Source organism: Rhodanobacter ginsenosidimutans, from assembly GCF_042655685.1.
Lineage (GTDB): Bacteria > Pseudomonadota > Gammaproteobacteria > Xanthomonadales > Rhodanobacteraceae > Rhodanobacter > Rhodanobacter ginsenosidimutans.
Genome location: NZ_JBHSMM010000002.1, coordinates 282,683 through 304,634, shown reverse-complemented (window position 1 = coordinate 304,634; position 21,952 = coordinate 282,683). Strand labels below are relative to the sequence as shown.

Sequence of the window (21,952 nt, the reverse complement as noted above, 5' to 3'; positions counted from 1 at the left end):
TTCCTGTAACCTTGGCAGTCCGATTGCGCGGCCGTGGACAGGCCGCGCATTTAGCCATCCAGATACGCGAGCGAACTTCAGCCCATGCAAGCCATCGAAACCCTGATCAACGACGCGTTCGAGCGTCGCAATGAACTGACCGCCACCGAGATCGAAAACCAGCTGCGTCCCGCCGTCGAACAGGTCATCGACCTGCTCGAGTCGGGCGAGCGCCGCGTCGCCGAACCGGATGGCCAGGGCGGCTGGACGGTGAACCAGTGGCTCAAGAAAGCCGTGCTGCTGTATTTCCGTATCAATGGCAACCACGTCGTCGACGGTGGCGCGGCGCAGGCTTTCGACAAGGTGCCGCTGCGTTTCGCCCACGGCAACGACGGCGAGCTGCAGAACCTGGGCGCCCGCGTGGTGCCCGGCGCGCTGGTGCGCCGCGGCGCGCACATCGCCAAAGACGCCGTGCTGATGCCCAGCTACGTCAACATCGGCGCCCATGTGGGTGCGGGCACGATGGTGGATACCTGGGCCACGGTGGGTTCCTGCGCGCAGATCGGCGCGGGCGTGCACCTGTCCGGCGGCGTCGGCATCGGCGGTGTGCTGGAACCGCTGCAGGCCGGCCCCACCATCATCGAGGACAACTGCTTCATCGGCGCGCGCTCGGAAGTGGTCGAGGGTGTGGTGGTGGAGAAGGGCAGCGTGATCGGCATGGGCGTGTTCCTGGGCCAGTCCACCCGCATCTACAACCGCGCCACCGGCGAAACCAGCTACGGCCGCGTACCCGCCGGCAGCGTGGTGGTGGCCGGCAGCCTGCCCGCGAAGGACGGCAGCCACAGCCTCTACGCCGCCATCATCGTGAAACAGGTGGACGAGAAAACCCGCAGCAAGACCGGCATCAACGAACTGCTGCGCGCTGCGGAGTAGAGCCCACTCTGTGGGCGACAGGACTGGCGGTGAAATCAATCGCGCACAGGGTGCGCTCCTACAGGAAACCGGCGTGACCGAACCGACGCTTTACGGCCTTCCCAACTGCGATACCTGCAAGAAGGCCCGCAATTGGCTGACCCGTTTCGAGGTGGCCCACGACTTCATCGACTACCGCGCCAACCCGGTGCCGGCGGCCACGTTGAAAGCGTGGGCGGCGCAACTCGGCGGTTGGGAAAAGCTGGTCAACAAGTCCTCCACCACCTGGCGCAACCTGCTGCCGCAGCGCAAGAACCCCGGCAGCGATCCGGAGTGGACCCTGCTGCTGAAGGAATACCCGGCGTTGATCCGTCGCCCCGTGGTCGTGCAACCCGATGGCACGGTGAGCGTGGGCTTCAGCGACAACGGCTTCAAGAAGCTGTTCGCCCGCTGAGAGGTTGTGATTTTTTCAACCTCGAAGCCCGGTCACGATGGCCGGGCGCGGATCGATCACGCAAGTGATTGGTCCGCGTGAGCGCTTCCGGGCCTGTGCCGGAAGCGCGATAGAGAAAAACCACAGGAAGTAGTTTTTCTCACAAACTCTGAGTTGACGGATATGAGCACCCACCGGGTCCGGCGCTATCGCAACAACCTGCGCATCGAGCGCGACAACGCCGCGCTGTATGGACGGCTGGCCGAGCTGGCCACCGACGCCAGGCTGGCGCGGGCCTATCGACGCATTGCCGAGGGCGAAACCGTCAACGCCGGCTTCTGGGAAGCGCGCCTGCGCGATCTTGGCGAAACGGTGCCCCCGGCACATGTCGGTTTGCGCGTTCGCGCCCTGAGCGCGTTTGCGCGTCGCTTCGGCACCGAGTTCGTGATGCCTACCGTGGTGCGGCTGGAACATGCCGACCACGAATCCACGCCGGTGGACCGCAACCGCCATCGCGATCATTTCATTCCCCGGGACGAACACGGCGTGCACGGTCGGCGCGACCGTCCGCAAAGTGGCAACACGTTGCGCGCGGCGGTGCTGGGCGCCAACGACGGGCTGGTTTCCAACGTCAGCCTGGTGATGGGCATGGCCGGTGCGGCGTCGGGTGATCGCGCCGTGCTGCTGGCGGGTCTTGCCGGTCTGGTTGCTGGTGCCTGTTCGATGGCGCTCGGCGAGTGGCTTTCAGTCAACAGCTCGCGTGAGTTCTACCAGGCGCAGATCACCGAGCGAGCCGAGCGGCTGGCGGTGTCGCCGGAAGACGGCTTGCGCCACATCACCGGCATCTATCAGGAGAAGGGGCTCGACCCCGCCGCCGCCGCGCATCTGGCCGGCCACGTCACCGAAACCCCGCGCGCGGCGCTGGACATGCTGGTGCGCGAGGATCTGGGCGTCGACCCCAGCGAACTGGGTGGCTCGGCCTGGGGCGCGGCCATTTCGTCGTTCTGCCTGTTCGCCTGCGGCGCGCTGTTTCCGGTGGCGCCGTACTTTTTCCTGGGCGGCCGGGCTGCGCTGCTTGCCAGCGCCTGCTCCACGGCCGCCGGGCTTGCCCTGATCGGTATTGGCACCTCGCTGTTCACTGGGCGCAGCATGCTGTTCTCGATCGCACGCCAGTTCGCGATCACCGCCGCCGCCGCCGCGGTCACCTATGCGGTGGGACACGTACTGGGCGTGGTGGTGGCCGGCTGAGGCAACGCCGCGTCGCACGCTTGATATGCTGCGACTTTCCTTTTTCCGCCGCCTTTGCGAGAGCGCATGTCCGCCGTCTTCGATCTCACCTGCGATTTGATCCGCCGCCGCTCGGTCACGCCCGATGACGCCGGTTGCCTGCCATTGATTGCCGAGCGCCTCGAGCGCGTGGGCTTTCGCATCGAACACCTGCGTTACGGCGACGTCGACAACCTGTGGGCCACCCACGGCAATGCCGGCCCCACGCTGGCCTTCCTGGGTCACACCGACGTGGTGCCCAGCGGTCCGGAAGCTTCCTGGCAAAGTCCGCCATTCGAACCCTCCGTTCGGGATGGCCGTCTATACGGCCGTGGTGCCGCCGACATGAAGGGCTCGGTGGCGGCGATGGTGGTGGCGCTGGAGCAGTTCGTGGCGGCCCATCCGCAACATCGCGGCCGGGTGGGCTTGTTGCTGACCAGTGACGAGGAAGGCGTGGCGATCGACGGTGTGCGCAAGGTGGTCGAGCATTTCCGTGCCGTGGGCGAAAAGATCGACTGGTGCGTGGTGGGTGAGCCATCCGCGAAGGAAAAGCTGGGTGACCTGATCAGGGTCGGCCGCCGCGGCTCGCTGTCGGCCACGCTCACCGTGCGCGGCGTACAAGGCCACGTGGCCTATCCGGAAAAGGCGCTGAACCCGATCCACGCGCTGGCGCCGGCCCTGGCCGAGTTGACCGCTGAGCGCTGGGACGAGGGCAACGTGGATTTCCCGCCCACCTCGATGCAGGTGTCCAACATCAACGCCGGCACCGGCGCCAACAATGTCATCCCCGGCACGCTCACGGCGCTGTTCAACTTCCGCTACAGCACGGCCAGCCGCGCGGATGACCTGCGCGCGCGCAGCGAGGCGATCCTGCGGCGGCACGGCGTGGATTTCCATATCGACTGGCATCTCTCCGGTGAGCCCTTCCTCACACCTGTTGGCGGACTGTTGCGTGAAACCGTGGCGGCGGTGTGCCGTGATCTTTGCGGCATCGAGCCGGAACAGAGCACCGGCGGTGGGACCTCCGACGGCCGCTTCATCGCACCGCTGGGTGCCGAAGTCGTCGAACTGGGCCCGGTCAACGCCACCATCCACAAGGTGGACGAGTGCGTGGATGTGGCGGAACTCGACCAACTGCCGGCGTTGTATCGCACGGTGTGCGAGCGGTTGCTGGGGTAATCACCGAAGGCGCGTCGTCGTCAGCGCGGATCTTTCGGTGACGCCGGTTGTTCGGCGGCATCGCCCGATGCGTCGCTCTTGAGTCCCCTGCGGAAACCGGCGATGGCGCCGCCGAGGTCGCGGCCCGCGTTGCGCAGCCTGCCGGTACCGAACAACAGCAGTACCAGTGCCAGCAGCACGATCCAGTGCGAAAAACTGTTCAGTCCGAGCATGTTCGGGGCTCCCCTTTAGGGATGGTCGTGTGATTGAGTCGGCGGAAACGCGGGTTGCTTGTGGACCAGCAGGCCCAGCGATCGCGTGGACGGCGCGAGGCATTGCAGGGTGCCGAGACTCGCGGCGACCTGGATTGGGCAGCGGTAGTCCAGCCTGGCCACCAGCGCAGGCGTGATCTCGCTGAAATCGAGCACGGCACCGCCGTGTTCGGCCTTGAACGCTTCCGCCGCCGCGCGGCTGGCGAACGGTGCCAGGGTGGGGCCCATCGAGCCGGGCAGCGGTTGCCAGGCCACGTAGGAGGCGGTGCGCGCGTCGATGAAACTGGCGGCGGCGTGAGCGGGTTGTTGCCAGTCGATGCGCGCGCTGTCCTGCACGAACAGTTCCTGCAGTGAAGCCTGATTCTCCGGTTGCAACACGTAGGCGAAAAAGTCGCGGGTGGAATCGAACACCAGCGGTTTGGCGCGGCCGCTGACCCAGGCTTCGGCGCGCGGGCCGGGCGAGCCGTCCAGGTACATGCCGCATACCGCGCAGGCATCGTCCGGGTGGGTGTCGACGGCATGATGGGCAGGTGTGGGGCTGCCGCCGCACCCGGCGAGCAGGGCCAGCGCCAGCACGAAGGCGGCGCGGCGCAGTGTGATGATCGGCGGGCAGGGCATGCGCGGACTCCTTCAGATTTCCTTGCGCCGGAACGCGAGCATCGCCCACGCGAACGGCGCCACCGCCCAGCCCAGCAACAGTGCGTAGAGCAGGGCGGGCGAGTAGCTGTGGTGGGCGGTCATGCCGGTCAGCAGGTCGTTGCCGGCGCCGTCGCCCAGCGCGGTGAGGTTGACCAGGCGGAACACATCGACCGGATTGAACAGCAGCAGGTACGGATACACCGCGCGCTCGAGCGGGTTGCCGCCGCTGACCACCAGCAACGCCAGCAGCGCCAAGTCGAACAGCACCACGCTGACCAGCCAGCCGACCAGCGCCAGTCCGGCGGCGCGCGATTTGTCGGTCGTCTGCACGCTGATCAGGCAGGCCAGCCCGACGAAGCAGGCGCCGAGCAGCGAGGCGCTGAGGATGAAACGGCCGATCTGCAGCCACGCCTGCATCGTCTGCGCCGGCGGCTGCATCCACTGCATGATCGCCACCGCGAACCCGAAGCCGGCCAGCGTGGCGGCGGCCAGCGCTCCGCAGTGGCCGAGAAACTTGCCGGCCACCAGTTGCCCGCGTGAGAGTGGATAGCTGAGCATCAGCAGCAAGGTGCCGTCGTCGCGCTCGCCGACGATGCTGCCGTAGGCGATCAGCAGGCCGATCAGCGGGATCACGAACGCGCCCAGCGTGGTCAGGCTGGCCAGCGTGGCGTCGAACGAGGTGAAGCCCACGCGCCCGGCCGCCGCGCTGCCGAACCAGGCGATGCCTAATGCCAGCAGGGCGAACAGGATGGTCAGCGCGATCGTCCAGCGGTTGCGGAAGTCGTCGCGGAATTCCTTGGCGGCGACGGTGAGGATCGGGTTCATGCGGCCACCTCCGCGGTGGATGGCGGGCCGGCGCCGAGCCAGTCGTAGAGTTGCGCCAGCGTCGGCTCGCGCACGTCGAGATCGACGATCGCCGGGTCGGCCAGCAGCTCGCGCAGCACACGCAGCTTGCCGGCGCGCGGCACCTGCAGTTCCAGCCGGCCGTCGGGGCGAGCCTGCGCCGACAGTCCGTTCGTTTCTAGGCGTGCGATCAGTTCAGGCATCGTCTGCTCGCGCGGCCGCAGCAGTACTTGCGCCGGCAGCGCGGCCTGCTCGCCCAGCGCGTGCAAACTGCCGGCAGCCAGCAGCTTGCCCTGGCGCAGGATCAGCGCACCGTCGATGTGCGGTTCAAGTTCGGCCAGCAGGTGCGAGGAGACCAGCACGCAACGGCCGTCCGCACGCAGCTCGCCGACGATGCGGTACAGCTCGCGCGTCGCCTGCGGGTCGAGGCCGGTGGTCGGCTCGTCCAGCAGCACCAGTTCGGGTGAACCGAGCAGCGCCTGCGCCAGGCCCAGGCGCTGGCGCATGCCCTTCGAATACGTGCCGACGCGTCGGTCGGCGGCGTGCGCCAGGCCGACGCGTTCGAGCAACGTGGCGACCTGCGTGCGTGGTGCCTGCTTCAAGCGCGCCAGGTAGTCGAGCAGTTCACGACCGCTGAGGTTGCCGTAGAAGGTGGCGCTCTCGGGCAGGTAGCCGATGCGCCGACGCAAGGCGTGCGCGCGCCATGGAGACTGGCCGAGCACTTCAAGCTGGCCGCCGCTGGGCGCGATCAGGCCGAGGATCAGCTTGATCAGCGTGGACTTGCCCGCGCCGTTGTGGCCGAGCAGGCCGATCACCTGGCCACGCGGCACGGCGGCGCTGACGCCGTCCAGTGCGGCGAGTTCGCCATAGCGCTTGGCCAGCGCGTGGCATTCGATCGGGTGGTTCATGGCGTGGCCGGGGAAGTTTTCATCAGCGGGTGGCTGTCCTGCACCGAGGGCGGCGTGAACACCGGGAAGGCGCGCTGCACATAGCGCAGCAGCAGCACCGAAGGGCTGGACATCAGGTTGCGCGCGGAAGGGTATTTCCACAGCAGCACGTCGACGCCGTCGTTGGGGCGGAACGGGATGTCGCCGATGCCGTCGGCGTCCAGGTCCCAGCCCAGGTAATCGCTCCAGAAATTGCCGCGGCCGCGCTCGGACCATTCCTGCGCCAGGTTCTGGACGTACTTCACCTGGATGCGGTTGTCCTCGAAGTGGTTGCCCCACAGGCGGTTGTTTTCCGAGCCGGCGGTCACGTGGATGCCGATCTGCGAATCGGCGACGAGGTTGTCGTGAAAGCTGTTGAACTGCGACAGGTAGACGAACAGCCCCTTGCCCTCGGTGCCCTCGATGGTGCCGCCGGCGTCGTCGCTCTGACCCTTGACGCGATACACGCGATTTCCGGCAATCTCGCTGTGCGCGATGTAGTTGAGCAGGAAGCCGTAGGAGGCATCGTCCGCGGAGCTGTTGCCGATCACCTTGAGGTGGTGCGAGGACATGAGCGCATAGCCGGCCAGGTTGCCCCGGCTGACGTTGCCCTGCAGCAGGTTGTCCTGCGAATACATGTAGTGGACGCCGTAGCGCACGTCGTGCACCACGTTGCGCGTGATGGTGTTGTGCGAGCTGACGTAGACGTAGATGCCGTCGCGCGAGCCGGCGATGTCGTTGCCATCGATGGTGCAGCCAGTGTCGTTCCACAGGTGGATGCCGTCGCCGCGATCGGCCACGCGCAGCGCGCGCATGCCGCGGATCACGTTGCGTTCCACCCGCACGTTGGCGGCGCCGTCGAGGTAGACGCCGAACAGGCTGTCCTCGATGCGGTTGCCGTCGATGACCACGTCGCGCGCCGTACGTTCGATGAAGATGCCTGCGTTCATTGCGGTGAGGTCGCTGCCGCTGTGGCGCAAGGTGAGGCCGCGCACGGTGACGTTGGCGGCGCTGATGCGCACGATGTCGCCGTAGCCGCCGCCGTCCAGGATGGCGCCAGGTTCGCCGGTCAGCGTGACGGGTTTGTCCAGCTTCAGATGCACCACGTGTACGCCGGCCGGCACGCTGAGCGTGGCACCGGGCGCCGCCGTGGCCACCAGCTGTTCCAGTGATTCGCGCGCGTGCACTGGCGCCGGCAGCACCAGCGCCAGCATCAGGATCGCGAGGCAACGAAGCGTAATCATGACCGCGGCCGATCCGGCCGTGCCGCCGCGGGGTGCGCGACGGCACGGCACGGCTCAGGCCTCCACCAGCATCCGCCCGCTCATCTCCATGTGCATCGCATGGCAGAAGAACGTGCAGTAGTACCAGAACACCCCTGCCTTGTCGGCGGTGAAGGTGGCCGAGGCGGTGGCGCCGGGGCTGATCTCCATGTTGATGCCGTAGTTGACGATGCAGAAGCCGTGGCTCACGTCCTCCACCGCGTCGATGTTGGTCACCACCACGGTCACCTCGTCGCCTTTCTTCACCTTGAAGCTGCCCAGGCTGAAGATCGGCGCGGCCGAGGTCATGTAGACGAACACCTTGCGGCCCTCGCGGATGACCTTGCTGTCGGACAGCACGTTGACGCCGTGCTTCTTCGCCATCGCCACCGTTTCGGCGAAGAACGGGTCCTCGCGGTCCCAGCTCTTCTTGACCTTGTCGATCAGCAGGCGGCGGTGCAGCAGGATCACGTCGTGCGGCTCGGCGTAGACCGGGCCGTCGGCGACCAGCTTCATGGTCTCGCCGGAGATGTCGAACAGCTGGTCGTTGTCCGGATGCATCGGGCCGGTGGGCAGGAAGCGGTCCTTGGAGAACTTGTTCAGCGACACCAGCCACTTGCCGTCGGCATCGCGCGACTCGCCCATCGAAGTGTGGCAGTGGCCGGGCTGATAGGCCACGTCGACCTTCTGGCGCAGGTAGTTGACCTTCTTGCCGCCGTGGGCGGCGATCGCGTCGGCGATGTTCCACTTGGCGATCTGGCTGTCGATGAACAGCGTGGTATAGGCGTTGCCGCGGCCGTCGTAGGCGGTGTGCAGCGGCCCCAGGCCCAGCTCGGGCTCGGCCACCACCGTATCGCGCGGGTCCTTCAGTTTGCCCGCGAAGCAGTCGTCGATGCGGCTCCACTCGATCACGCTGACGGTGGGCGAGAGCTTGCCGTTGGCCACCACGTACTTGCCGTCGGGGCTGGCGTTGATGCCGTGCGGGTTCTTCGGGATCGGGATGTAGAGGGTGAACGACGAACCATGGCGGCCATCCAGCACCGGCACCTTCGAGTCGCCGATGGTCTTGAACTTGCCGTTCTTCACCGCCTCCTCGATGCGCGCGATGTTGAACACCACCGCCCAGTCGCGCTCGGCCTGCATGGTGCCGGGCAGGTCCAGGCCACCTTCGCTGTTGTAGCAGGTGGAGATCGCGTACTTGCCGGCGTAGTCGGCCTCGGTGTTGTCCAGGTTGCCATCCACCAGCACCTGCCAGGCCACGTCCATGGTGTCGCCGTCGATGGCGCTGAACATGGTCTGGTATTTCTTCGGGTCCTCCAGGTCGTGGCCGTCGTTGGGCGCCGGGACCATGAACTCGCCGTTGGCGAACACGTAGCCGGTGCGCGGCGCGCGCTGCACGCGCAGGCCGTGGATCGACTGCACGTTCGGCACGTCGATGATGCGGTCGGTGCGCATCACGTCGCAGCGGATGCGCGCCACGCGGGTATGCGCCTTGTCGTTGATGAAGATGTAGCGGCCGTCGTAGTGGCCGTCGGTCTGGCTCATGTGCGGGTGGTGGCAGTCGCCGCCGGGCGGGAAGTTGGCGCCCAGCACGCGCTTGCTCTCGTTGGTGATGCCCCAGCCGATGGTGAAGTCGGGGTTGAACACCGGGATGCGCATCAGCTCGCGCATCGACGGCAGTCCCATCACGCGCACCTCGCCGGACTGGCCGCCGCTCCAGAAGCCGTAGTATTCGTCGAGCTGGCCGGGCGGCACGTGGTCGGAGGCGGCCTCGTGCTTGCCGTGCTCGCGCTGGCGTTCGCCATCGTGCCCGGCGGCACCTTCCGCGCCGCCGAGGTCACTCTTGCGGCCGCAGCCGGCCAGCGCCAGTCCCGCCGCACCGGCGAGGCCGGCCAGTGCGCTGTTCTTCATGAAGTGGCGACGGGCGGGGTCGGCGCCCTCCGCGTTCGCGTCGGGTTTGTTCTTCGATTCGTCGTGCATGGCTTCTCATCCGCAGAGGGCAGGTGACGTGGGATCAGTCGGCGATGGGCGCCGGCTCTCGGGTTTCCGGCGCGTTTGCCGGGTTAATCAGCACGATCGGCGTGGGCAGCGGTCGCGCAGCGCGTTCGCGCTTCTTGCGTTGCTGCACCACCGGCGGGCATTTGTGGTCGTTGATGCGGGTGACCTGGCAGTCCAGGCAGTAATGGCATTCGTTGAAGTTGATGCGGCCGTCGGGGCCGATCGCCTTGACCTCGCATTCGTTGGCGCAGACCTGGCAGGGGCTGCCGCACTCCGGTCGCCGGCGCAGCCACTCGAACAGCCGCCAGCGCCCGGATACCGCCAACCCGGCGCCCAGCGGGCACACGTAACGGCAATAGAACTTGTGGTTGAAGGCGGAGACGCCGACCAGCAGCACCGCGTAGAACACATAGCTCCACGAGCGCGCGAAGTGCAGGGTGATCGCGGTCTTGAACGGCTCGACCTCGGCGTAATGTTCGGCCGTGTTGAGCGACTGCAGCGACATGCCGAACAGCACCAGCAGGATCACGTACTTCAGCGCCCACAGCCGCTCGTGCACCACGCGGGGAAACTCGAACTGCGGCACACGCAGCCGCTTGGCGAGCTTGCCCACCAGCTCCTGCAGCGCGCCGAACGGGCACAGCCAGCCGCAGTACACGCCGCGCCCGAGCAGCAGCAAGGTAGCGGCCACGAACACCCACAAGATGAAGATCATCGGGTCCATCAGGAAGGTTTCCCAATGGAAGCCATGCAGCAGCGACTGCACGAAGGTGAAGATGTTCACCACCGACAACTGCGCCAGCTCGTACCAGCCGATGAACACCAAGGTGTAGATCAGGAAGCCCGTGCGCACGCGTTCGAGCCACACCGGGTACTTCACGATCCAGTCCTGGAACAGCAGGATCAACGTGAGCACGGTCAGTCCGGCCAGCAACACGGCGATGTCGATGCGCCGGCCGTACCAGATCTTCTGCCACAGCGCGGCGTTGGCCGGCAGCGCGCTGGACTGCGACTCGGCGCTGCTCTGCGGCCGGGTGGTGTAGACGGCCGGCATGCGGTAGTCGCGGGTGAAGGTGTGGTAGATGCTTTGCAGCGGGCCGACCTGGCGATTCACCATCAGCTGCAGCGTCCACGGCCGGGTCGCGTCGAAACCGCTGCCGCCGTTGCGCACGATGAAGATCGCCTGCTCGGCGAACTCGGGCTTGCCGCGCAGCGGGGTGTCGTTCAACGGCACCAGGTCGGTGTCCTTGAACAGCACCAGCTTGCCGTCCTGCAGCACGTGCACGCGGTCGAAGATGCCGCCGCGCACGTAGCCCACGCCCTTGAACGAATAGATGCCGTTGGCCATCACCGCGATCGCCGAATCGCCGGGCTTGAGCTGCTTCATCAGGTCGGCGTGGGTGTCCGCGCCGAGCAGGTTGCGGCCCACCGTGGGCGGGGTGACGTCGGCGAAGTACAGGTCGATGAAGACATCGTCCTCGTGGCCGGGCGCCGGCGCGGTGGCGTCGTCGACCATGCCGCTCTCCGGCTGGCCCTTGAACGCGTCGGTGATCGCCTGGCGCTTGAGCTGCAGGTGGCCGATCGCGCCGTTGCCGGTCAGCGTGTCCCAGTCGGCCGGCTGGTAGTAGTCGGTGCGCACGGCGGCGGCGTTGGCGTCGGTATCGGTCGCGTCGGCGATCAGCTTGCGCGAGGCGGCCACCTTCAGCGCCGAGTTCATGATGGTCTCGTTGACCACCATCGAAGTCACCGTGGCGCTGCTGATCGCGTCGATGCGCACGCTGCCGCTGGCACCGCCGCCGACCACGATCTGGTCGTCCACGCGATGGCCGATGTAGCGCGCCACGAAGTCGTACAGCTTCTGCACCGGGATGCCGACCAGCAGGATCGGCTCGTGCTGCTCCAGCACGCGCGCGTCGCGGATGCTGCCGTCGGTGCCGATCGACACCAGCAGGTTGATCGGCGCGCCCGAGTACGCGGGCACCGGCGCCACCATCACCGTCTCGAACACGTAGCCGATGATCTCGTCACCCTGGTAAACGGCGGCCGCCGGCGGTGTGCCTTCGATGTCGCCGTAGCGGGTGGCCTGCGGAAACACCTCGTGCAACTGCGGATGCTTCGCATCGATGCCGGCCAGCGTCGCGGGTGCCAGCAACAGCAGGCACAGCGCCAGCAGCACGCGGGTGATGAGCGGACGCGGCACGCGCATCACACGCGCTCTGCCGTGCCGGCGATCAGCGGCAGTTCGCGCGAGCGCCAGCGTTGCTCGCCCGTGCGCGAGAACGCCAGCCACTGCTGATCCTGCGCGTCCATCAGCGCGGACAAGCGCGGCAGCTCCAGCGAGAACGCCGCCGTGCTCATGCCGTCGGCCAGTACCGAACGCGGCGCCATCACGGTCACGCTGGAATAGCTTTGCGGCGACCAGCCGGTGCGCGGGTTGACGATATGGAACAGGCGCCGGTCGGCGGAGAAGAACACGCGGTAGTTGCCCGAGGTCGACAGCGCCGCGTTGCGCAATTGCAGCACCGCCGCCACGCGGCCGACGTCGCGTGGATCGACGATGCCGACGTTCCAGTGCCGTGCGGGATCGTTGCCGCTGATCGCGTGGATGTCACCACCGGCGTCGATCAGGGCGTACTCGATGCCGGCGCCGCGCAGCGCGGCGATGCCCTGGTCGACTACGTGGCCTTTGGCGATGCCGTCCAGTGTGACCGCCATGCCGGGGCGCAGCAGCCGCGCGCCGCGCGCATCCAGCGCGAGGTCGCGGTAGCCGACCAGCGCGTCGCGGCTTTCGGCCACGCGTTGTTCGTGCGCGTCGGTGGTTGCCGTGCCGCGCAGCGTTTCGAAGTAGCGCAGCACCGGCAGCACGGTGGGATCGAACGCGCCATCGGTCAGCCGCGATAGCGACAGCGCCTGGCGCAGCACTGCATCCAGCTGCGCCGGCACCTGTGCCAGTTGGCCGTCGCGATTGAGCCGCGCCAGGGGGCTGGCCGCATCGAAGCGGGTCAGCTGCGCGGCAGTCGCGGTCATGCGCGCAAACGCCGCCTCGATCGCCACGCCGGCGGCCTGCACGTCATCAGCCAGGCAGGTCACCGCCACCGAGGTCTGCATCAGCGTGCGTTCGCGGCGCACCTGCCACAGGTTCTGCTTGCGCTTGAGCACCGCCCAGCCGCCGCCAGCCAGCAGGCCGCCGGCGATGGCGAGCTGGCCGGCCTGCTTCAGCCAGCGCCGGCGGTCGGGCGAGCGCAGGTCGTCGGGGGCGGAGGGGCGGTACATGGGATGTCTCCCGGGGTGAGTGGTTGAGCGCGTGCGATGGGCGAGGTCAGGCCGTGGCAGCCACGCGTGGCTGCGGCTCGGCGACGACGGCATCGCGCTCGGCGTCGCGCACGCCCAGGCGCCGCTGCAGGGCGGGGCTGGTGGTCGTGTATTGCAGGTTCACCTTGTCGCCGGGATGCAGGTACGCGTGCACGGCGAACGCGCACAGCGCACTTTCGTGGAAGCCCGACAGGATCAGCTTCTTCTTGCCCGGGTAGGTGTTGATGTCGCCCACCGCGAAGATGCCGGCCACGGAGGTCTGGAAGGTCGCTGGGTCCACCACCAGTTGCTGGCGTTCCAGTGCCAGCCCCCACTCGGCGATCGGCCCCAGTGCCGGGTGCATGCCCCAGAACACCAGCAGGTGCGAAGCCTCGATGCGCTGGACCATGCCGCTGCGCGTGCGCACGCGTACCTGCGCCAGCGCGTCGCCGATCGTCTCCATGCCGATGATGTCCCCCTCGCAGAACTGCATGCAGCCTTCGTCGCACAGTGCCTGCATGCGCGCCACGCTGGCCGGCGCCGCGCGGAACGTCGAAGAGCGGTGCACCAGCACCACGCTGCGTGCGCGCTCGACCAGGGTCAGTGCCCAGTCCAGCGCGGCGTCGCCGCCGCCGGCGATCACGATGTCCTGGTCGTCGAACAGCGCAGGCCGGGTCACCTTGTAGTGCAACGTGTGGCCCACCAGCGGCGCGGCTTCCGGCAGGTTCAGTGTGCGCGGAGCGAACGCGCCCAGGCCACCGGCGATGATTACCGCGCCCGCGTCGAACACGAGCCCGCCGCTGGTCTGCAGCCGGAAGCGACCGTCCTGCATGCGCTCCAACGCGGTGACGGTGTGGCCCAGGTGGAACTGCGGCGCGAACGGCCGGATCTGCTGCTGCAACCGCTCGACCAACTCGCGCCCGCTGCATGCCGGCACGGCCGGGATGTCGTAGATCGGCTTGTCCGGATACAGCTCGATGCACTGGCCGCCGGCATGCGGCATGGAATCGACCACATGCGTATTCAGCCCGAGCAAACCCAGTTCGAAAACCTGGAACAGGCCGACCGGGCCCGCGCCGATGATGATGGTGTCGCAGCTGATCATGGAACGCATCCTGTGGACGGTGCGGATCATGCGCGCGCGCCAGAGGACAGCTTTTGACTTCAGTCAGATTCACCCGGGTGATCCGTGCGGTCGAATGACGCAGGAATGGGCCGCCGTGCCGCGGAACTCCGTCGGCGCGGCGTTCAGCGCATCAGTGGGCGAGCGGCTGCAGGGTCAGCGTGTGTTGCGTGGTGCCAGGCAGCAGCGGCGTCGGCCTGCCGTTGGCCCAGTCCGCATGGCCGGCGCCGTAGAACGGCGACAACGGATGGTCGCTCTGGCCGCCGGGCATTTGCAGGATGCCGTGGGCTTCGTGGCCGGGTGCCACGTCCAGCCGTTCGGAGGCGCCGGACGACGGTGCGGCCACGCGCGGCATGTTGCTGTCGCCGGCTTGCGGTTGCGACGGCATGTCGAGGTAACGGCCCAGCCATGCCGGCAGCGCGGCCGACAGCGGGTGGTTGATCCCGCTGCGGTTGTGTTCGCCCCAGGTGCGGGCGGCGAGGCCGCCGGGCTGCTTGCCCAGTTCGGTCGCCACGCGTTTGGCGCTGGCCACCAGCAAGGCGTGCCAGTCGGGGTAGGCAGGATCCAGCAGATATGGCGGTTGCACATGCACCAGCGCCCACACCGCGGCTTCCGCACTGTTTTCGCCGGGCCACGTGAAGTCGCCGTGTTGCTGCGCCACGCGACGGACGAACGGTGCCAGCACGGCCGCGGTCACCTCGTTGCGGAACGCGCGCACCAGCCGGTAGTCCACGCTGCCGACGGAGGCATGGCCATGCCAGTGCGCGGTGAGTTTGCGCAGCTGCTGCAGGTCGGGATCGTTGCTGCCGGCGAGCGCGTTCTGCAGCAGCCCCTGCCAGCGGCTGAGGAAGATCGCGCGGTCATCGAGCTGGATGTCGAGCAGGCTGCCGGGCGTGAAACCGGTGCGCGCGTGCAGGTCGTCGCGGATCTGCTGCGCACGGGCGCCGAGGTCGTGGCCGCCGTTGCCGAGCAGGGTCAGCGCATCGCCGTCGATGGTGCGGTTGTTGGCGGTCCACAGCCGGCCGCCGGCCGGGTCTTCGATACGCGGGTACTGCGGGGGTTTGGCCCAGCCCTGCCGGCCGCTGCCCGGCTGCGCGCCGTCGAACGGCATGCTGGGGTCGCCGTTGCCGCGCAGGGGCACGCCGATGCCGGCGATCGTCCAGCCGATATGCCCGGCGCTGTCGGCCACCAGCATGTTCTGCACCGGCATGCCGAACTGCGGTGCCAGCGCCAGCGCCGCGTGCGTGCTCGGTGCGCGCTCCATCTGCATCAGCGCCAGGTTGTAGTTGCGCGGCGCGGCGCCGCTCCATTGCAACGCCAGCGGCGTGCCGTCGGCATCGCGGCCCATGATCGGGCCCCAGCGCGTGTCCTCGACGGTGAGCAGCGTATCGGGCTGGCCTTTCACCTGGATGTGTTCGACGTGGCGCTCGATCGTGGCCCAGCCGCCGGGCACCTTGTAGCGGGTGGCGTCGTGCGGATCGCGCTGCACGCGCACCCAGTCCAGCCAGTCGCCATAGCTGTTGGTGAAACCCCAGGCGACCTGGCCGTTCGAGCCGACCACGATGGCCGGCGTGCCGGGCAGGCTCACGCCGTTGACGTCGCGCTGGCCGCCCGGCGCGGTGGGGTCGGGATAACGCAGGCGGGTGCGAAACCAGATGTTGGGCACGCGCAGGCCCAGGTGCATGTCGTTGGCGAGCAGCGCCGCGCCGTTGTTGGTGAGCGCACCGGCGACGGCAAAACTGTTGCTGCCGGGGCGCGGTGCATCGAGTGCGGGTGCCAATGCGGCCGTCAGGTCAGTCGGCTTGGCGGGCACCAGCTGGCGCAAGTCGAATATGCCCGAACCGGGAACCACCGGCGAACGCGACAGCCGCCCGCGCAGCGGCGCCTCCCAATCCGGATCGGGCGACAGCAGAAAATCCACCAGGGCGCCGGGCAGCACCGCACGCATCTGCGCGATGTGCAGTTCGCGCGCGTTGAGGCCATCGCCGTTGAGGTCGAGATACATGGCGGCAACCAGCAGCAGGCTGTCCGGCGACTGCCATGGTTGCGGCTTCGTGCCCAGCAGCAGGTATTCCCACGGCTTCACGCGCAGGTCGGCCAGGCCCGCGTTGACGCCGTCGCGGTAGTGGTCGAGTTGCTGCTTCTGCTCTTGCGGCAATTGCGCGTAAGCCGCATCGGCCACCGCGCGCAGGCGATGGCGCCGGTGGTTGAGATCAGTCGGCAATGCGGCCGGCCCGACCAGCGCCGACAATTCGCCGACAGGCATGCGGCGCATCAGGTCCATCTCGAAGAAGCGCTCCTGCGCATGCACGTAGCCCAGTGCGTAGTCGAGATCGGCGCGGCGCTTGCCGGTGAGCGTCACCGTGCCCAGCGCGTCGCGCTGCACGCTTACCGCTGACTGCAAACCGCCCAGATGCAACGTGCCGTCGAGCCGCGCGCGGCTGCCGGCAAGCGCCCACCACAGCGCGATGCCGGCTATCAGCAACAGCGCCGGAACCGCCAGCGCGAGCCCGCGCCAGACATTGGGTCGCCGCGCCATCACGGCGTGGCGAACACGGCAAAGATGCCTGCGTATGGCTTGACCATGAAGGCCGGTGCGCCGGCGTAACCCTCGTCGTCGACATACATCTGCGAGATGCTGCCGTCGAGGTAGAGCGCGTCGCGGCAGCCGAGCTTGTCGCGAAACAGACGTCCAAACGTGTGGAAGTTGACCGGCGCCTCGCTGACGGCGAACACCACCTCGTACGGGCCGCGGGCGCAGACGCCGCTGCGCCACTTCAGGCTGGCCGAGTCGCCCACGAATTGCGGGTTGAGCTTGCCGTCGATCAACAGCATCGGGCCGGACTGGCTAGCCCACTGCACGGGTTTGCCATCCGCCTTGAAATCGGTGCTGGTGCGCACGGCGGCGTGGCCATCCGGATACACGGCGAACACGCCGTTGGGCAGCAGCGAGAAATTGCCCGACGCCGGGTTGCCATGGGCCAGGTTCAGCGGCACCAGCGCCTTGCCGTTCTCCACGTACAGGCCCAGTGGCGCGAACTGCTTGTCGTAGATGCCCGCGTTGGCGGCAAACAACAGGCGCTGGCCGCGTGTCTCGCCCCAACGGCGCAGTGTCTCGATGCTGCCGAACGGTTGGCCGCTGGCCGGTTCGCGCCAGTGCAGGGTCAGCGCATGGCGGTGCAGGTCCAGCCGCACCACGCGATAGTTCTGGCCCTCGAACGCCAGCTCGTCACTGGCCACCGCCCGCGCCCGCGCGGTGCAGCCGGCCAGCACGGTCAGGAGGAGAAGCAGGATGAACACGACGGGCGCGCGGTGCGGGCCGGACATGCGTGAATGGGGTAGCAAACGGAAAGACGACATCCCCCGATGGTCGCCGCCCCGGCTGTCTCCATGCAAGCCCGTCCTTGCACCGTCCGAAGCCGCGGCGGGCAGGCGAGCCATGCAGCGGCTAGACTTGTGGGCTTTCCGCCAGCGATTCACGCATGTCCGCCTTGCCTCCGTACGCACCCATTGTCGCCACGCTCGGTTACGTGTTGTCGCCGGACCAGCGCGAGGTGTTGATGATCCATCGCAATACGCGCCCGGACGACCACCACCTGGGCAAGTACAACGGCCTGGGCGGCAAGATGGAGCCGGGCGAGGACATCGCGACCTGCATGCGGCGCGAGATCATGGAGGAGGCGGGCATCAGCTGCGAATCGATGCAGTTGCGCGGCACGCTGAACTGGCCCGGCTTCGGCAAGCACGGCGAGGACTGGCTGGGTTTCATCTTCGTGATCGACCGCTACAGCGGCACGCCGCTCACCGCCAATCACGAAGGCACGCTGCGCTGGGTGGCCCGCGACAAGCTGATGGAACTGCCGATGTGGGAAGGCGACCGCCACTTCCTGCCGCTGGTGTTCGACGGCGACCCGCGACCGTTCCACGGCGTGATGCCATACAAGGACGGGCGCATGCAGTCGTGGTCGTACAGCCGGTTGTGAGCGACAGGCGCATCCACATCGTCGCGGCGGTGATCGGCGATCACGCCGGCCGCAGCCTGCTGGTGCGCAAGCACGGTGCACAGGTGTTCCAGCAGCCGGGCGGCAAGCGCGAACCCGGTGATGCCGACGACCTCGCCACGCTGGCGCGCGAGCTGCGCGAAGAGCTGGGTTGCGAACTCGTCGCCGGCTCGGCTTCGCTGCTGTGCCGTTGCAGCGCGCCAGCGGCGAACGAGCCGGGCTACGTGGTCGAGGCGGTGGTCTACGTGGTGCAAGTCACCGGCACGATCACCGCGCAGGCCGAGATTGCCGAACTGCACTGGATCGACCCCGCCGCACCGGACGTGCCGGTGGCGCAACTGAGCCGGGAAAACATCCTGCCGTTGCTGTGATCGTCGTCGCGCCGGGGTGAAAACCACGATGGCCACGTCGGACTTCTGCGGATCGCGATGCGCACCGGCGTGCTGCGGCGCTGTCAGGGGACGTCGGCAAGCCAGGTCGCGTTGCCGAAGCGGGTTTGTGCGAGCGTTTCGGCCTGGGTCAGTTCGTCAGCGCGCAGCGTATCGTCGGTGAGGCCATGCAGGCGGCGGAAGGTGGCGATCATCCGTTCGATCACCATCTCGCGTGGCAGGCCGGTCTGGCTGCGTAGCGGGTCGACGCGCTTGGCGGCGCTGGTGGTGCCCTTGTCGGACAGTTTCTCGCGGCCGATGCGCAATACGTCCAGCATCTTCGCTGCGTCGATGTCATAGGCCATGGTCACGTGGTGCAGCACCGCACCGCCGCGGTGTGCCTGCGCCGCGCCGGCGATCTTGCCGCCTTCGGAAGTGATGTCGTTCAGCGGCTGGTACCAGGCCTTGATGCCCAGCTCGCCCAGCGCCTCGATTACCCACGCATCCATGAACGCGTACGCCTGCTGGAACGACATGTCCTTGATCAGCGAGAGCGGCGCGTAGATCGAATAGGTGATGGTATTGCCCGGCTCGATGAACATCGCGCCGCCGCCCGAGATGCGCCGCACCACCTCGATGCCGTGGCGTTGCGCGGCCTCGGCGTCGACCTCGTTGCGCAGTGACTGGAAGCGGCCGATCACCACCGCGGGTGATGCCCACTCCCAGATGCGCACGGTGGGTTTGCGGCGACCGGCGCCGACCTCGTGGGTAAGTACGTCGTCCAGCGCCATGTGCAGGCTTGGCGATTGCGGCGCGGTGTGGATCAGCTGCCAGTCGTGGTCGTGCCATTCGGTGCGCATCATGCGAGGTGCTCCCCTTGCAGCGCGCGGCGCACAGCCACGGCAATGGCCTCGGGCGAAATGCCGTACATCATGACGTCGGGCGCGAGCGCGTTGCGGATGCTGCGGGCGAGGCCGGCTTCGTCCATGTCGGCGGGCTGGCCTTCGAGCGCCGCGTCGATGGTGCGCAGTGCGCTGTCCGGTTCCAGGAAAAAATCACCGCTCAGTTGCACCTGGGCCAGTCGCCCATCGTGGACATCGAGATCGACCACCACCAGCTTGCCGCCGGGCATCTTGTATTCGCCATGCATCGACGGTTTTCCTCGCGAAGGAACAGACCGGGATTATCGCGCGTGCGAATGGGTGGCGGAATCGATGCATCGCCATCGTGTGGTCATGGGACGTTGATCTTCCCCTTTTGAGGGGGAGACATCCGATCGAGTCGGCCGCCGTCGCGAAATTTTTTCGCGCAATGAACCTGAGGGACGGATGAGCGGTCAGGCAGGCCCTCGAGCAGCCCGGAATCGGTCCTCATGCCCGCAAGCCTGGTGGTCCCGGGCGCCCACCATCTACGACGCTGGCCACACCAGTGATCGGTGAAGCTGCGCGCCGGCCCACGCACCATCACCCACCGCGAGCGACACCGAGTGCGGCATCCTTGCGGCGTCGCCGCAGGCGAATACGCCGGGGACGGTGGTTTCCCTGGCTTCGCCGGTGCCTATCTGCGTGCCCATCACGGTTTCGACAATTTCGCAGCCGAGCTGCGCGGCGATCGGCGTGGAAGGTTCGTTATGCGGCGCGGTGAACAGGCCGGCGAAGCTCATTCGCCTTCCGTCGGAGAGCACCACATCGGCGCTCCCGTCAATCTGGCGAATGCGAGTGGTCTCGATCGTCACGCCGCGCCGAATCAACTCGTCCTCGGCGGCCTGGTCGAGTTCGAACGTGCCGTTGAGGAAGAACGTGGTGTCTCCCCACTCCGGCAGCAGCTGCGCCTGATGGATCGACATCGGTCCGGTGGCGATGACGCCAACGCGGCCCCGGTGCAGTTCATAGCCGTGGCAGTACGGGCAGTGGAAGATGCTCTTGCCCCAGCGTTCGGCCACGCCAGGGATCGCGGGCAGCCGGTCCGATACGCCGATCGCCAGCAGCAGGCGCCTGGCGGTATAGATCGTGTCGCCGCAGGTCACCTGGAAGTCGTCCATCGTGCCGCTGGCCCGCCCGACATCGTCGTCCTGCCAGGTCAGCGTGGGATACGCCTCGAGTTGCGCACGGGCGACGCGGGCCAGCTCGGCAGGATCGACGCCGTCGCTGCCCAGGAATCCGTGTGAGTGGCTGGCGCTGCGGTTGCGCCGTTTGCCACCGTCGATGATGAGCACGCTGCGGCGTGCCCGCAGCAATTGCAGGGCAGCGGCCATGCCCGAATAGCTGCCACCGACGATGATCACGTCGTACTTCATCGCGTCATGCTTCATGCCGGTGCCTCGATCGATGGGCGCCATGACGGCGCGTGAAATCCGCGGCCAGTGCGGCCAGGGTGACCGATTCGAAGCGCTGCAGCAGCAGCGCTTCGGCGTCGGCAAACGCTGTGTCGAGCGCGGCATTGATCACCTGCTCGACGAGGCATGATGGATGCTCGCTCCGGTTGCCCACGGCGAACAGCGCAGGCTCGCCCAGCGCTTCATGCAGCTGGCGCAAGGTGACCTTGGTGAGGTCTGCCGAGATGCGCCAGCCGCCGGCGTGGCCCCGATCCGCGGTGACCAGGCCGGCCTCCCGCAGCAGGCCCATGGTGCGGCGGACCACCACCGGATGCGTGCCCAGGCACTGCGCCAGCGCATCGGATGTCATCGGCGTATGGCGCTCGGCCATGTGCAGCAAGGCGTGGAGTACGGCGGAAAGTCGGCTGTCTCGTTTCATGTAACAAACGATGTTACGTTTGTGCCTGAGTGTCAAGCAGCGAGAGCAACATGTCTTCTTTCAATGATCCACAAGCGGTGGCGCGGTACACGGATGGGCCACTGCGGCAGGTGCCCGGGCTGCATGCGCTGCACCAGATGGCCGGCCTGCTCCTGCACGAGCGCGTGCCGCCCGACGGGCGTGTGCTGGTACTCGGCGCCGGCGGAGGCATGGAACTCAAGGCCTTTGCCGAGACCTACCCGCAGTGGCGTCTGCTAGGTGTGGATCCGTCTGCGCCGATGCTGGAATTGGCCGTCCAGACGCTGGGGCCGCTGGCGCCGAAAGTGGAGTTGCTGGAGGGATACATTGATGCGGCTCCGCTCATCGAATTCGATGGCGCGGCTTGCCTGCTCACCATGCACTTCCTGTCCATCGAGCAGCGCCTGCACACGCTGCGCCAGCTGCGGTGCCGATTGAAACCCGGCGCGCCGTTGGTCATGGCGCACCACAGCGTTCCCGATGCGCCCGATGAAAAGAGGCGCTGGTTGCAGCGGCACGTAGCCTTCATGACCTCAAACGGCATGCCGGTGGCAAACCCGATCGCCACGGTCGAAGCGATGACCAGCCGTCTCCCGACGCTTTCTCCCGGAGCCGAGGTCGACCTGCTGGAGCAGGCGGGCTTCGAGCGACCGGAGCTCTTCTATGCGGCTTTCACGTTCAAGGGTTGGGTGGCGTATGCGGGGTTATAG

General features: G+C 67.5%; 22 protein-coding genes. 7 read left to right on the top strand and 15 right to left on the bottom strand.

All coding sequences use genetic code 11. The features are described from left to right. Positions 1-84: 84 nt before the first annotated feature. The 4 genes from dapD to dapE all read left to right on the top strand — a co-directional run bounded on the left by dapD (position 85) and on the right by dapE (position 3,769). A complete protein-coding gene (gene dapD, locus ACFPK0_RS11190) occupies positions 85-912 on the top strand; it encodes a 2,3,4,5-tetrahydropyridine-2,6-dicarboxylate N-succinyltransferase (protein WP_056602487.1) in 828 nt (275 codons plus the stop codon). Positions 913-985: 73 nt separating this feature from the next. Further along, positions 986-1,345, top strand: a complete 360-nt coding sequence (locus tag ACFPK0_RS11185) for an arsenate reductase (RefSeq protein WP_377340834.1) — start codon at positions 986-988, stop codon at positions 1,343-1,345. Between the two features lie 162 nt (positions 1,346-1,507). Beyond that, on the top strand, positions 1,508-2,572 hold the full coding sequence (locus ACFPK0_RS11180; RefSeq protein ID WP_377340832.1) for a VIT1/CCC1 transporter family protein: 1,065 nt from the start codon (positions 1,508-1,510) through the stop codon (positions 2,570-2,572). Positions 2,573-2,638: 66 nt separating this feature from the next. After that, a complete protein-coding gene (gene dapE, locus ACFPK0_RS11175; protein ID WP_377340830.1) occupies positions 2,639-3,769 on the top strand; it encodes a succinyl-diaminopimelate desuccinylase in 1,131 nt (376 codons plus the stop codon). A gap of 20 nt (positions 3,770-3,789) precedes the next feature. Here dapE and tatA read toward each other — a convergent pair whose 3' ends face one another. From tatA to ACFPK0_RS11120, 11 genes are all read right to left on the bottom strand, one after another. Continuing rightward, on the bottom strand, positions 3,790-3,981 hold the full coding sequence (gene tatA / locus ACFPK0_RS11170) for a twin-arginine translocase TatA/TatE family subunit (RefSeq protein WP_377340828.1): 192 nt from the start codon (positions 3,979-3,981) through the stop codon (positions 3,790-3,792). Between the two features lie 15 nt (positions 3,982-3,996). Further along, entirely contained in the window at positions 3,997-4,638 is a 642-nt protein-coding gene (locus tag ACFPK0_RS11165; RefSeq protein WP_377340826.1) for a nitrous oxide reductase accessory protein NosL, read from the bottom strand. Positions 4,639-4,650: 12 nt separating this feature from the next. Continuing rightward, a complete protein-coding gene (locus ACFPK0_RS11160) occupies positions 4,651-5,484 on the bottom strand; it encodes an ABC transporter permease (RefSeq protein WP_377340824.1) in 834 nt (277 codons plus the stop codon). Further along, positions 5,481-6,410 (bottom strand): ABC transporter ATP-binding protein, encoded by a 930-nt coding sequence (locus tag ACFPK0_RS11155; protein ID WP_377340822.1) that lies wholly within the window; start codon positions 6,408-6,410, stop codon positions 5,481-5,483. Before ACFPK0_RS11155 ends, ACFPK0_RS11160 begins: the two co-directional genes overlap by 4 nt. Next, positions 6,407-7,672: a nitrous oxide reductase family maturation protein NosD gene (locus tag ACFPK0_RS11150; protein WP_377340819.1), complete on the bottom strand. Its 1,266-nt coding sequence runs from the start codon at positions 7,670-7,672 to the stop codon at positions 6,407-6,409. Before ACFPK0_RS11150 ends, ACFPK0_RS11155 begins: the two co-directional genes overlap by 4 nt. Before the next feature lie 54 nt (positions 7,673-7,726). After that, the gene (gene nosZ / locus ACFPK0_RS11145) at positions 7,727-9,670 is read right to left on the bottom strand and encodes a TAT-dependent nitrous-oxide reductase (RefSeq protein ID WP_377340817.1); all 1,944 of its coding nucleotides are present in this window, start codon (positions 9,668-9,670) and stop codon (positions 7,727-7,729) included. 34 nt (positions 9,671-9,704) lie between these two features. Beyond that, positions 9,705-11,894, bottom strand: coding sequence for a 4Fe-4S binding protein (locus tag ACFPK0_RS11140; protein ID WP_377340815.1), 2,190 nt, complete (start codon positions 11,892-11,894; stop codon positions 9,705-9,707). Continuing rightward, positions 11,894-12,961 (bottom strand): FAD:protein FMN transferase, encoded by a 1,068-nt coding sequence (locus tag ACFPK0_RS11135; protein ID WP_377340813.1) that lies wholly within the window; start codon positions 12,959-12,961, stop codon positions 11,894-11,896. The genes ACFPK0_RS11140 and ACFPK0_RS11135 overlap by 1 nt, the downstream gene beginning before the upstream one ends. Before the next feature lie 46 nt (positions 12,962-13,007). Next, positions 13,008-14,084 carry an NAD(P)/FAD-dependent oxidoreductase gene (locus ACFPK0_RS11130; RefSeq protein WP_056080719.1) on the bottom strand — a complete coding sequence of 359 codons (1,077 nt, stop codon included), beginning with the start codon at positions 14,082-14,084 and terminating at the stop codon, positions 13,008-13,010. A gap of 151 nt (positions 14,085-14,235) precedes the next feature. Further along, entirely contained in the window at positions 14,236-16,641 is a 2,406-nt protein-coding gene (locus ACFPK0_RS11125; protein WP_377340810.1) for a penicillin acylase family protein, read from the bottom strand. Next, positions 16,641-17,429: a phosphodiester glycosidase family protein gene (locus tag ACFPK0_RS11120; RefSeq protein WP_056602511.1), complete on the bottom strand. Its 789-nt coding sequence runs from the start codon at positions 17,427-17,429 to the stop codon at positions 16,641-16,643. Before ACFPK0_RS11120 ends, ACFPK0_RS11125 begins: the two co-directional genes overlap by 1 nt. A 155-nt stretch (positions 17,430-17,584) precedes the next feature. Between ACFPK0_RS11120 and ACFPK0_RS11115 the strand changes: the two genes are divergently transcribed. After that, positions 17,585-18,085 (top strand): NUDIX hydrolase, encoded by a 501-nt coding sequence (locus tag ACFPK0_RS11115; RefSeq protein WP_056077590.1) that lies wholly within the window; start codon positions 17,585-17,587, stop codon positions 18,083-18,085. Next, entirely contained in the window at positions 18,082-18,474 is a 393-nt protein-coding gene (locus ACFPK0_RS11110; protein ID WP_056077592.1) for an NUDIX hydrolase, read from the top strand. Before ACFPK0_RS11115 ends, ACFPK0_RS11110 begins: the two co-directional genes overlap by 4 nt. An 83-nt stretch (positions 18,475-18,557) precedes the next feature. Here ACFPK0_RS11110 and ACFPK0_RS11105 read toward each other — a convergent pair whose 3' ends face one another. From ACFPK0_RS11105 to ACFPK0_RS11090, 4 genes are all read right to left on the bottom strand, one after another. Then, positions 18,558-19,334: a lipoate--protein ligase family protein gene (locus ACFPK0_RS11105; protein ID WP_056077596.1), complete on the bottom strand. Its 777-nt coding sequence runs from the start codon at positions 19,332-19,334 to the stop codon at positions 18,558-18,560. Next, a complete protein-coding gene (locus ACFPK0_RS11100; RefSeq protein WP_377340806.1) occupies positions 19,331-19,603 on the bottom strand; it encodes a biotin--protein ligase in 273 nt (90 codons plus the stop codon). Before ACFPK0_RS11100 ends, ACFPK0_RS11105 begins: the two co-directional genes overlap by 4 nt. 276 nt (positions 19,604-19,879) lie before the next feature. Next, positions 19,880-20,809, bottom strand: a complete 930-nt coding sequence (locus tag ACFPK0_RS11095) for an NAD(P)/FAD-dependent oxidoreductase (RefSeq protein WP_426698194.1) — start codon at positions 20,807-20,809, stop codon at positions 19,880-19,882. Next, positions 20,772-21,224, bottom strand: coding sequence for an Rrf2 family transcriptional regulator (locus ACFPK0_RS11090; protein ID WP_377340803.1), 453 nt, complete (start codon positions 21,222-21,224; stop codon positions 20,772-20,774). Before ACFPK0_RS11090 ends, ACFPK0_RS11095 begins: the two co-directional genes overlap by 38 nt. A gap of 50 nt (positions 21,225-21,274) precedes the next feature. On the opposite strand from ACFPK0_RS11090, the gene ACFPK0_RS11085 reads away from it, so the two are divergent. Next, positions 21,275-21,952, top strand: a complete 678-nt coding sequence (locus ACFPK0_RS11085; RefSeq protein ID WP_377340801.1) for a class I SAM-dependent methyltransferase — start codon at positions 21,275-21,277, stop codon at positions 21,950-21,952.

Coding starts and splice junctions, on each gene's coding strand:
- ACFPK0_RS11105 (WP_056077596.1), bottom strand. CDS start 19,334: ATGATGCGCACCGAATGGCACGACCACGACTGGCAGCTGATCCACACC.
- ACFPK0_RS11150 (WP_377340819.1), bottom strand. CDS start 7,672: ATGATTACGCTTCGTTGCCTCGCGATCCTGATGCTGGCGCTGGTGCTG.
- ACFPK0_RS11095 (WP_426698194.1), bottom strand. CDS start 20,809: ATGGCGCCCATCGATCGAGGCACCGGCATGAAGCATGACGCGATGAAG.
- ACFPK0_RS11130 (WP_056080719.1), bottom strand. CDS start 14,084: ATGATCAGCTGCGACACCATCATCATCGGCGCGGGCCCGGTCGGCCTG.
- nosZ (WP_377340817.1), bottom strand. CDS start 9,670: ATGCACGACGAATCGAAGAACAAACCCGACGCGAACGCGGAGGGCGCC.
- tatA (WP_377340828.1), bottom strand. CDS start 3,981: ATGCTCGGACTGAACAGTTTTTCGCACTGGATCGTGCTGCTGGCACTG.
- dapD (WP_056602487.1), top strand. CDS start 85: ATGCAAGCCATCGAAACCCTGATCAACGACGCGTTCGAGCGTCGCAAT.
- dapE (WP_377340830.1), top strand. CDS start 2,639: ATGTCCGCCGTCTTCGATCTCACCTGCGATTTGATCCGCCGCCGCTCG.
- ACFPK0_RS11120 (WP_056602511.1), bottom strand. CDS start 17,429: ATGTCCGGCCCGCACCGCGCGCCCGTCGTGTTCATCCTGCTTCTCCTC.
- ACFPK0_RS11180 (WP_377340832.1), top strand. CDS start 1,508: ATGAGCACCCACCGGGTCCGGCGCTATCGCAACAACCTGCGCATCGAG.
- ACFPK0_RS11090 (WP_377340803.1), bottom strand. CDS start 21,224: ATGAAACGAGACAGCCGACTTTCCGCCGTACTCCACGCCTTGCTGCAC.
- ACFPK0_RS11125 (WP_377340810.1), bottom strand. CDS start 16,641: ATGGCGCGGCGACCCAATGTCTGGCGCGGGCTCGCGCTGGCGGTTCCG.
- ACFPK0_RS11085 (WP_377340801.1), top strand. CDS start 21,275: ATGTCTTCTTTCAATGATCCACAAGCGGTGGCGCGGTACACGGATGGG.
- ACFPK0_RS11160 (WP_377340824.1), bottom strand. CDS start 5,484: ATGAACCCGATCCTCACCGTCGCCGCCAAGGAATTCCGCGACGACTTC.
- ACFPK0_RS11100 (WP_377340806.1), bottom strand. CDS start 19,603: ATGCCCGGCGGCAAGCTGGTGGTGGTCGATCTCGATGTCCACGATGGG.
- ACFPK0_RS11140 (WP_377340815.1), bottom strand. CDS start 11,894: ATGCGCGTGCCGCGTCCGCTCATCACCCGCGTGCTGCTGGCGCTGTGC.
- ACFPK0_RS11115 (WP_056077590.1), top strand. CDS start 17,585: ATGTCCGCCTTGCCTCCGTACGCACCCATTGTCGCCACGCTCGGTTAC.
- ACFPK0_RS11135 (WP_377340813.1), bottom strand. CDS start 12,961: ATGTACCGCCCCTCCGCCCCCGACGACCTGCGCTCGCCCGACCGCCGG.
- ACFPK0_RS11155 (WP_377340822.1), bottom strand. CDS start 6,410: ATGAACCACCCGATCGAATGCCACGCGCTGGCCAAGCGCTATGGCGAA.
- ACFPK0_RS11165 (WP_377340826.1), bottom strand. CDS start 4,638: ATGCCCTGCCCGCCGATCATCACACTGCGCCGCGCCGCCTTCGTGCTG.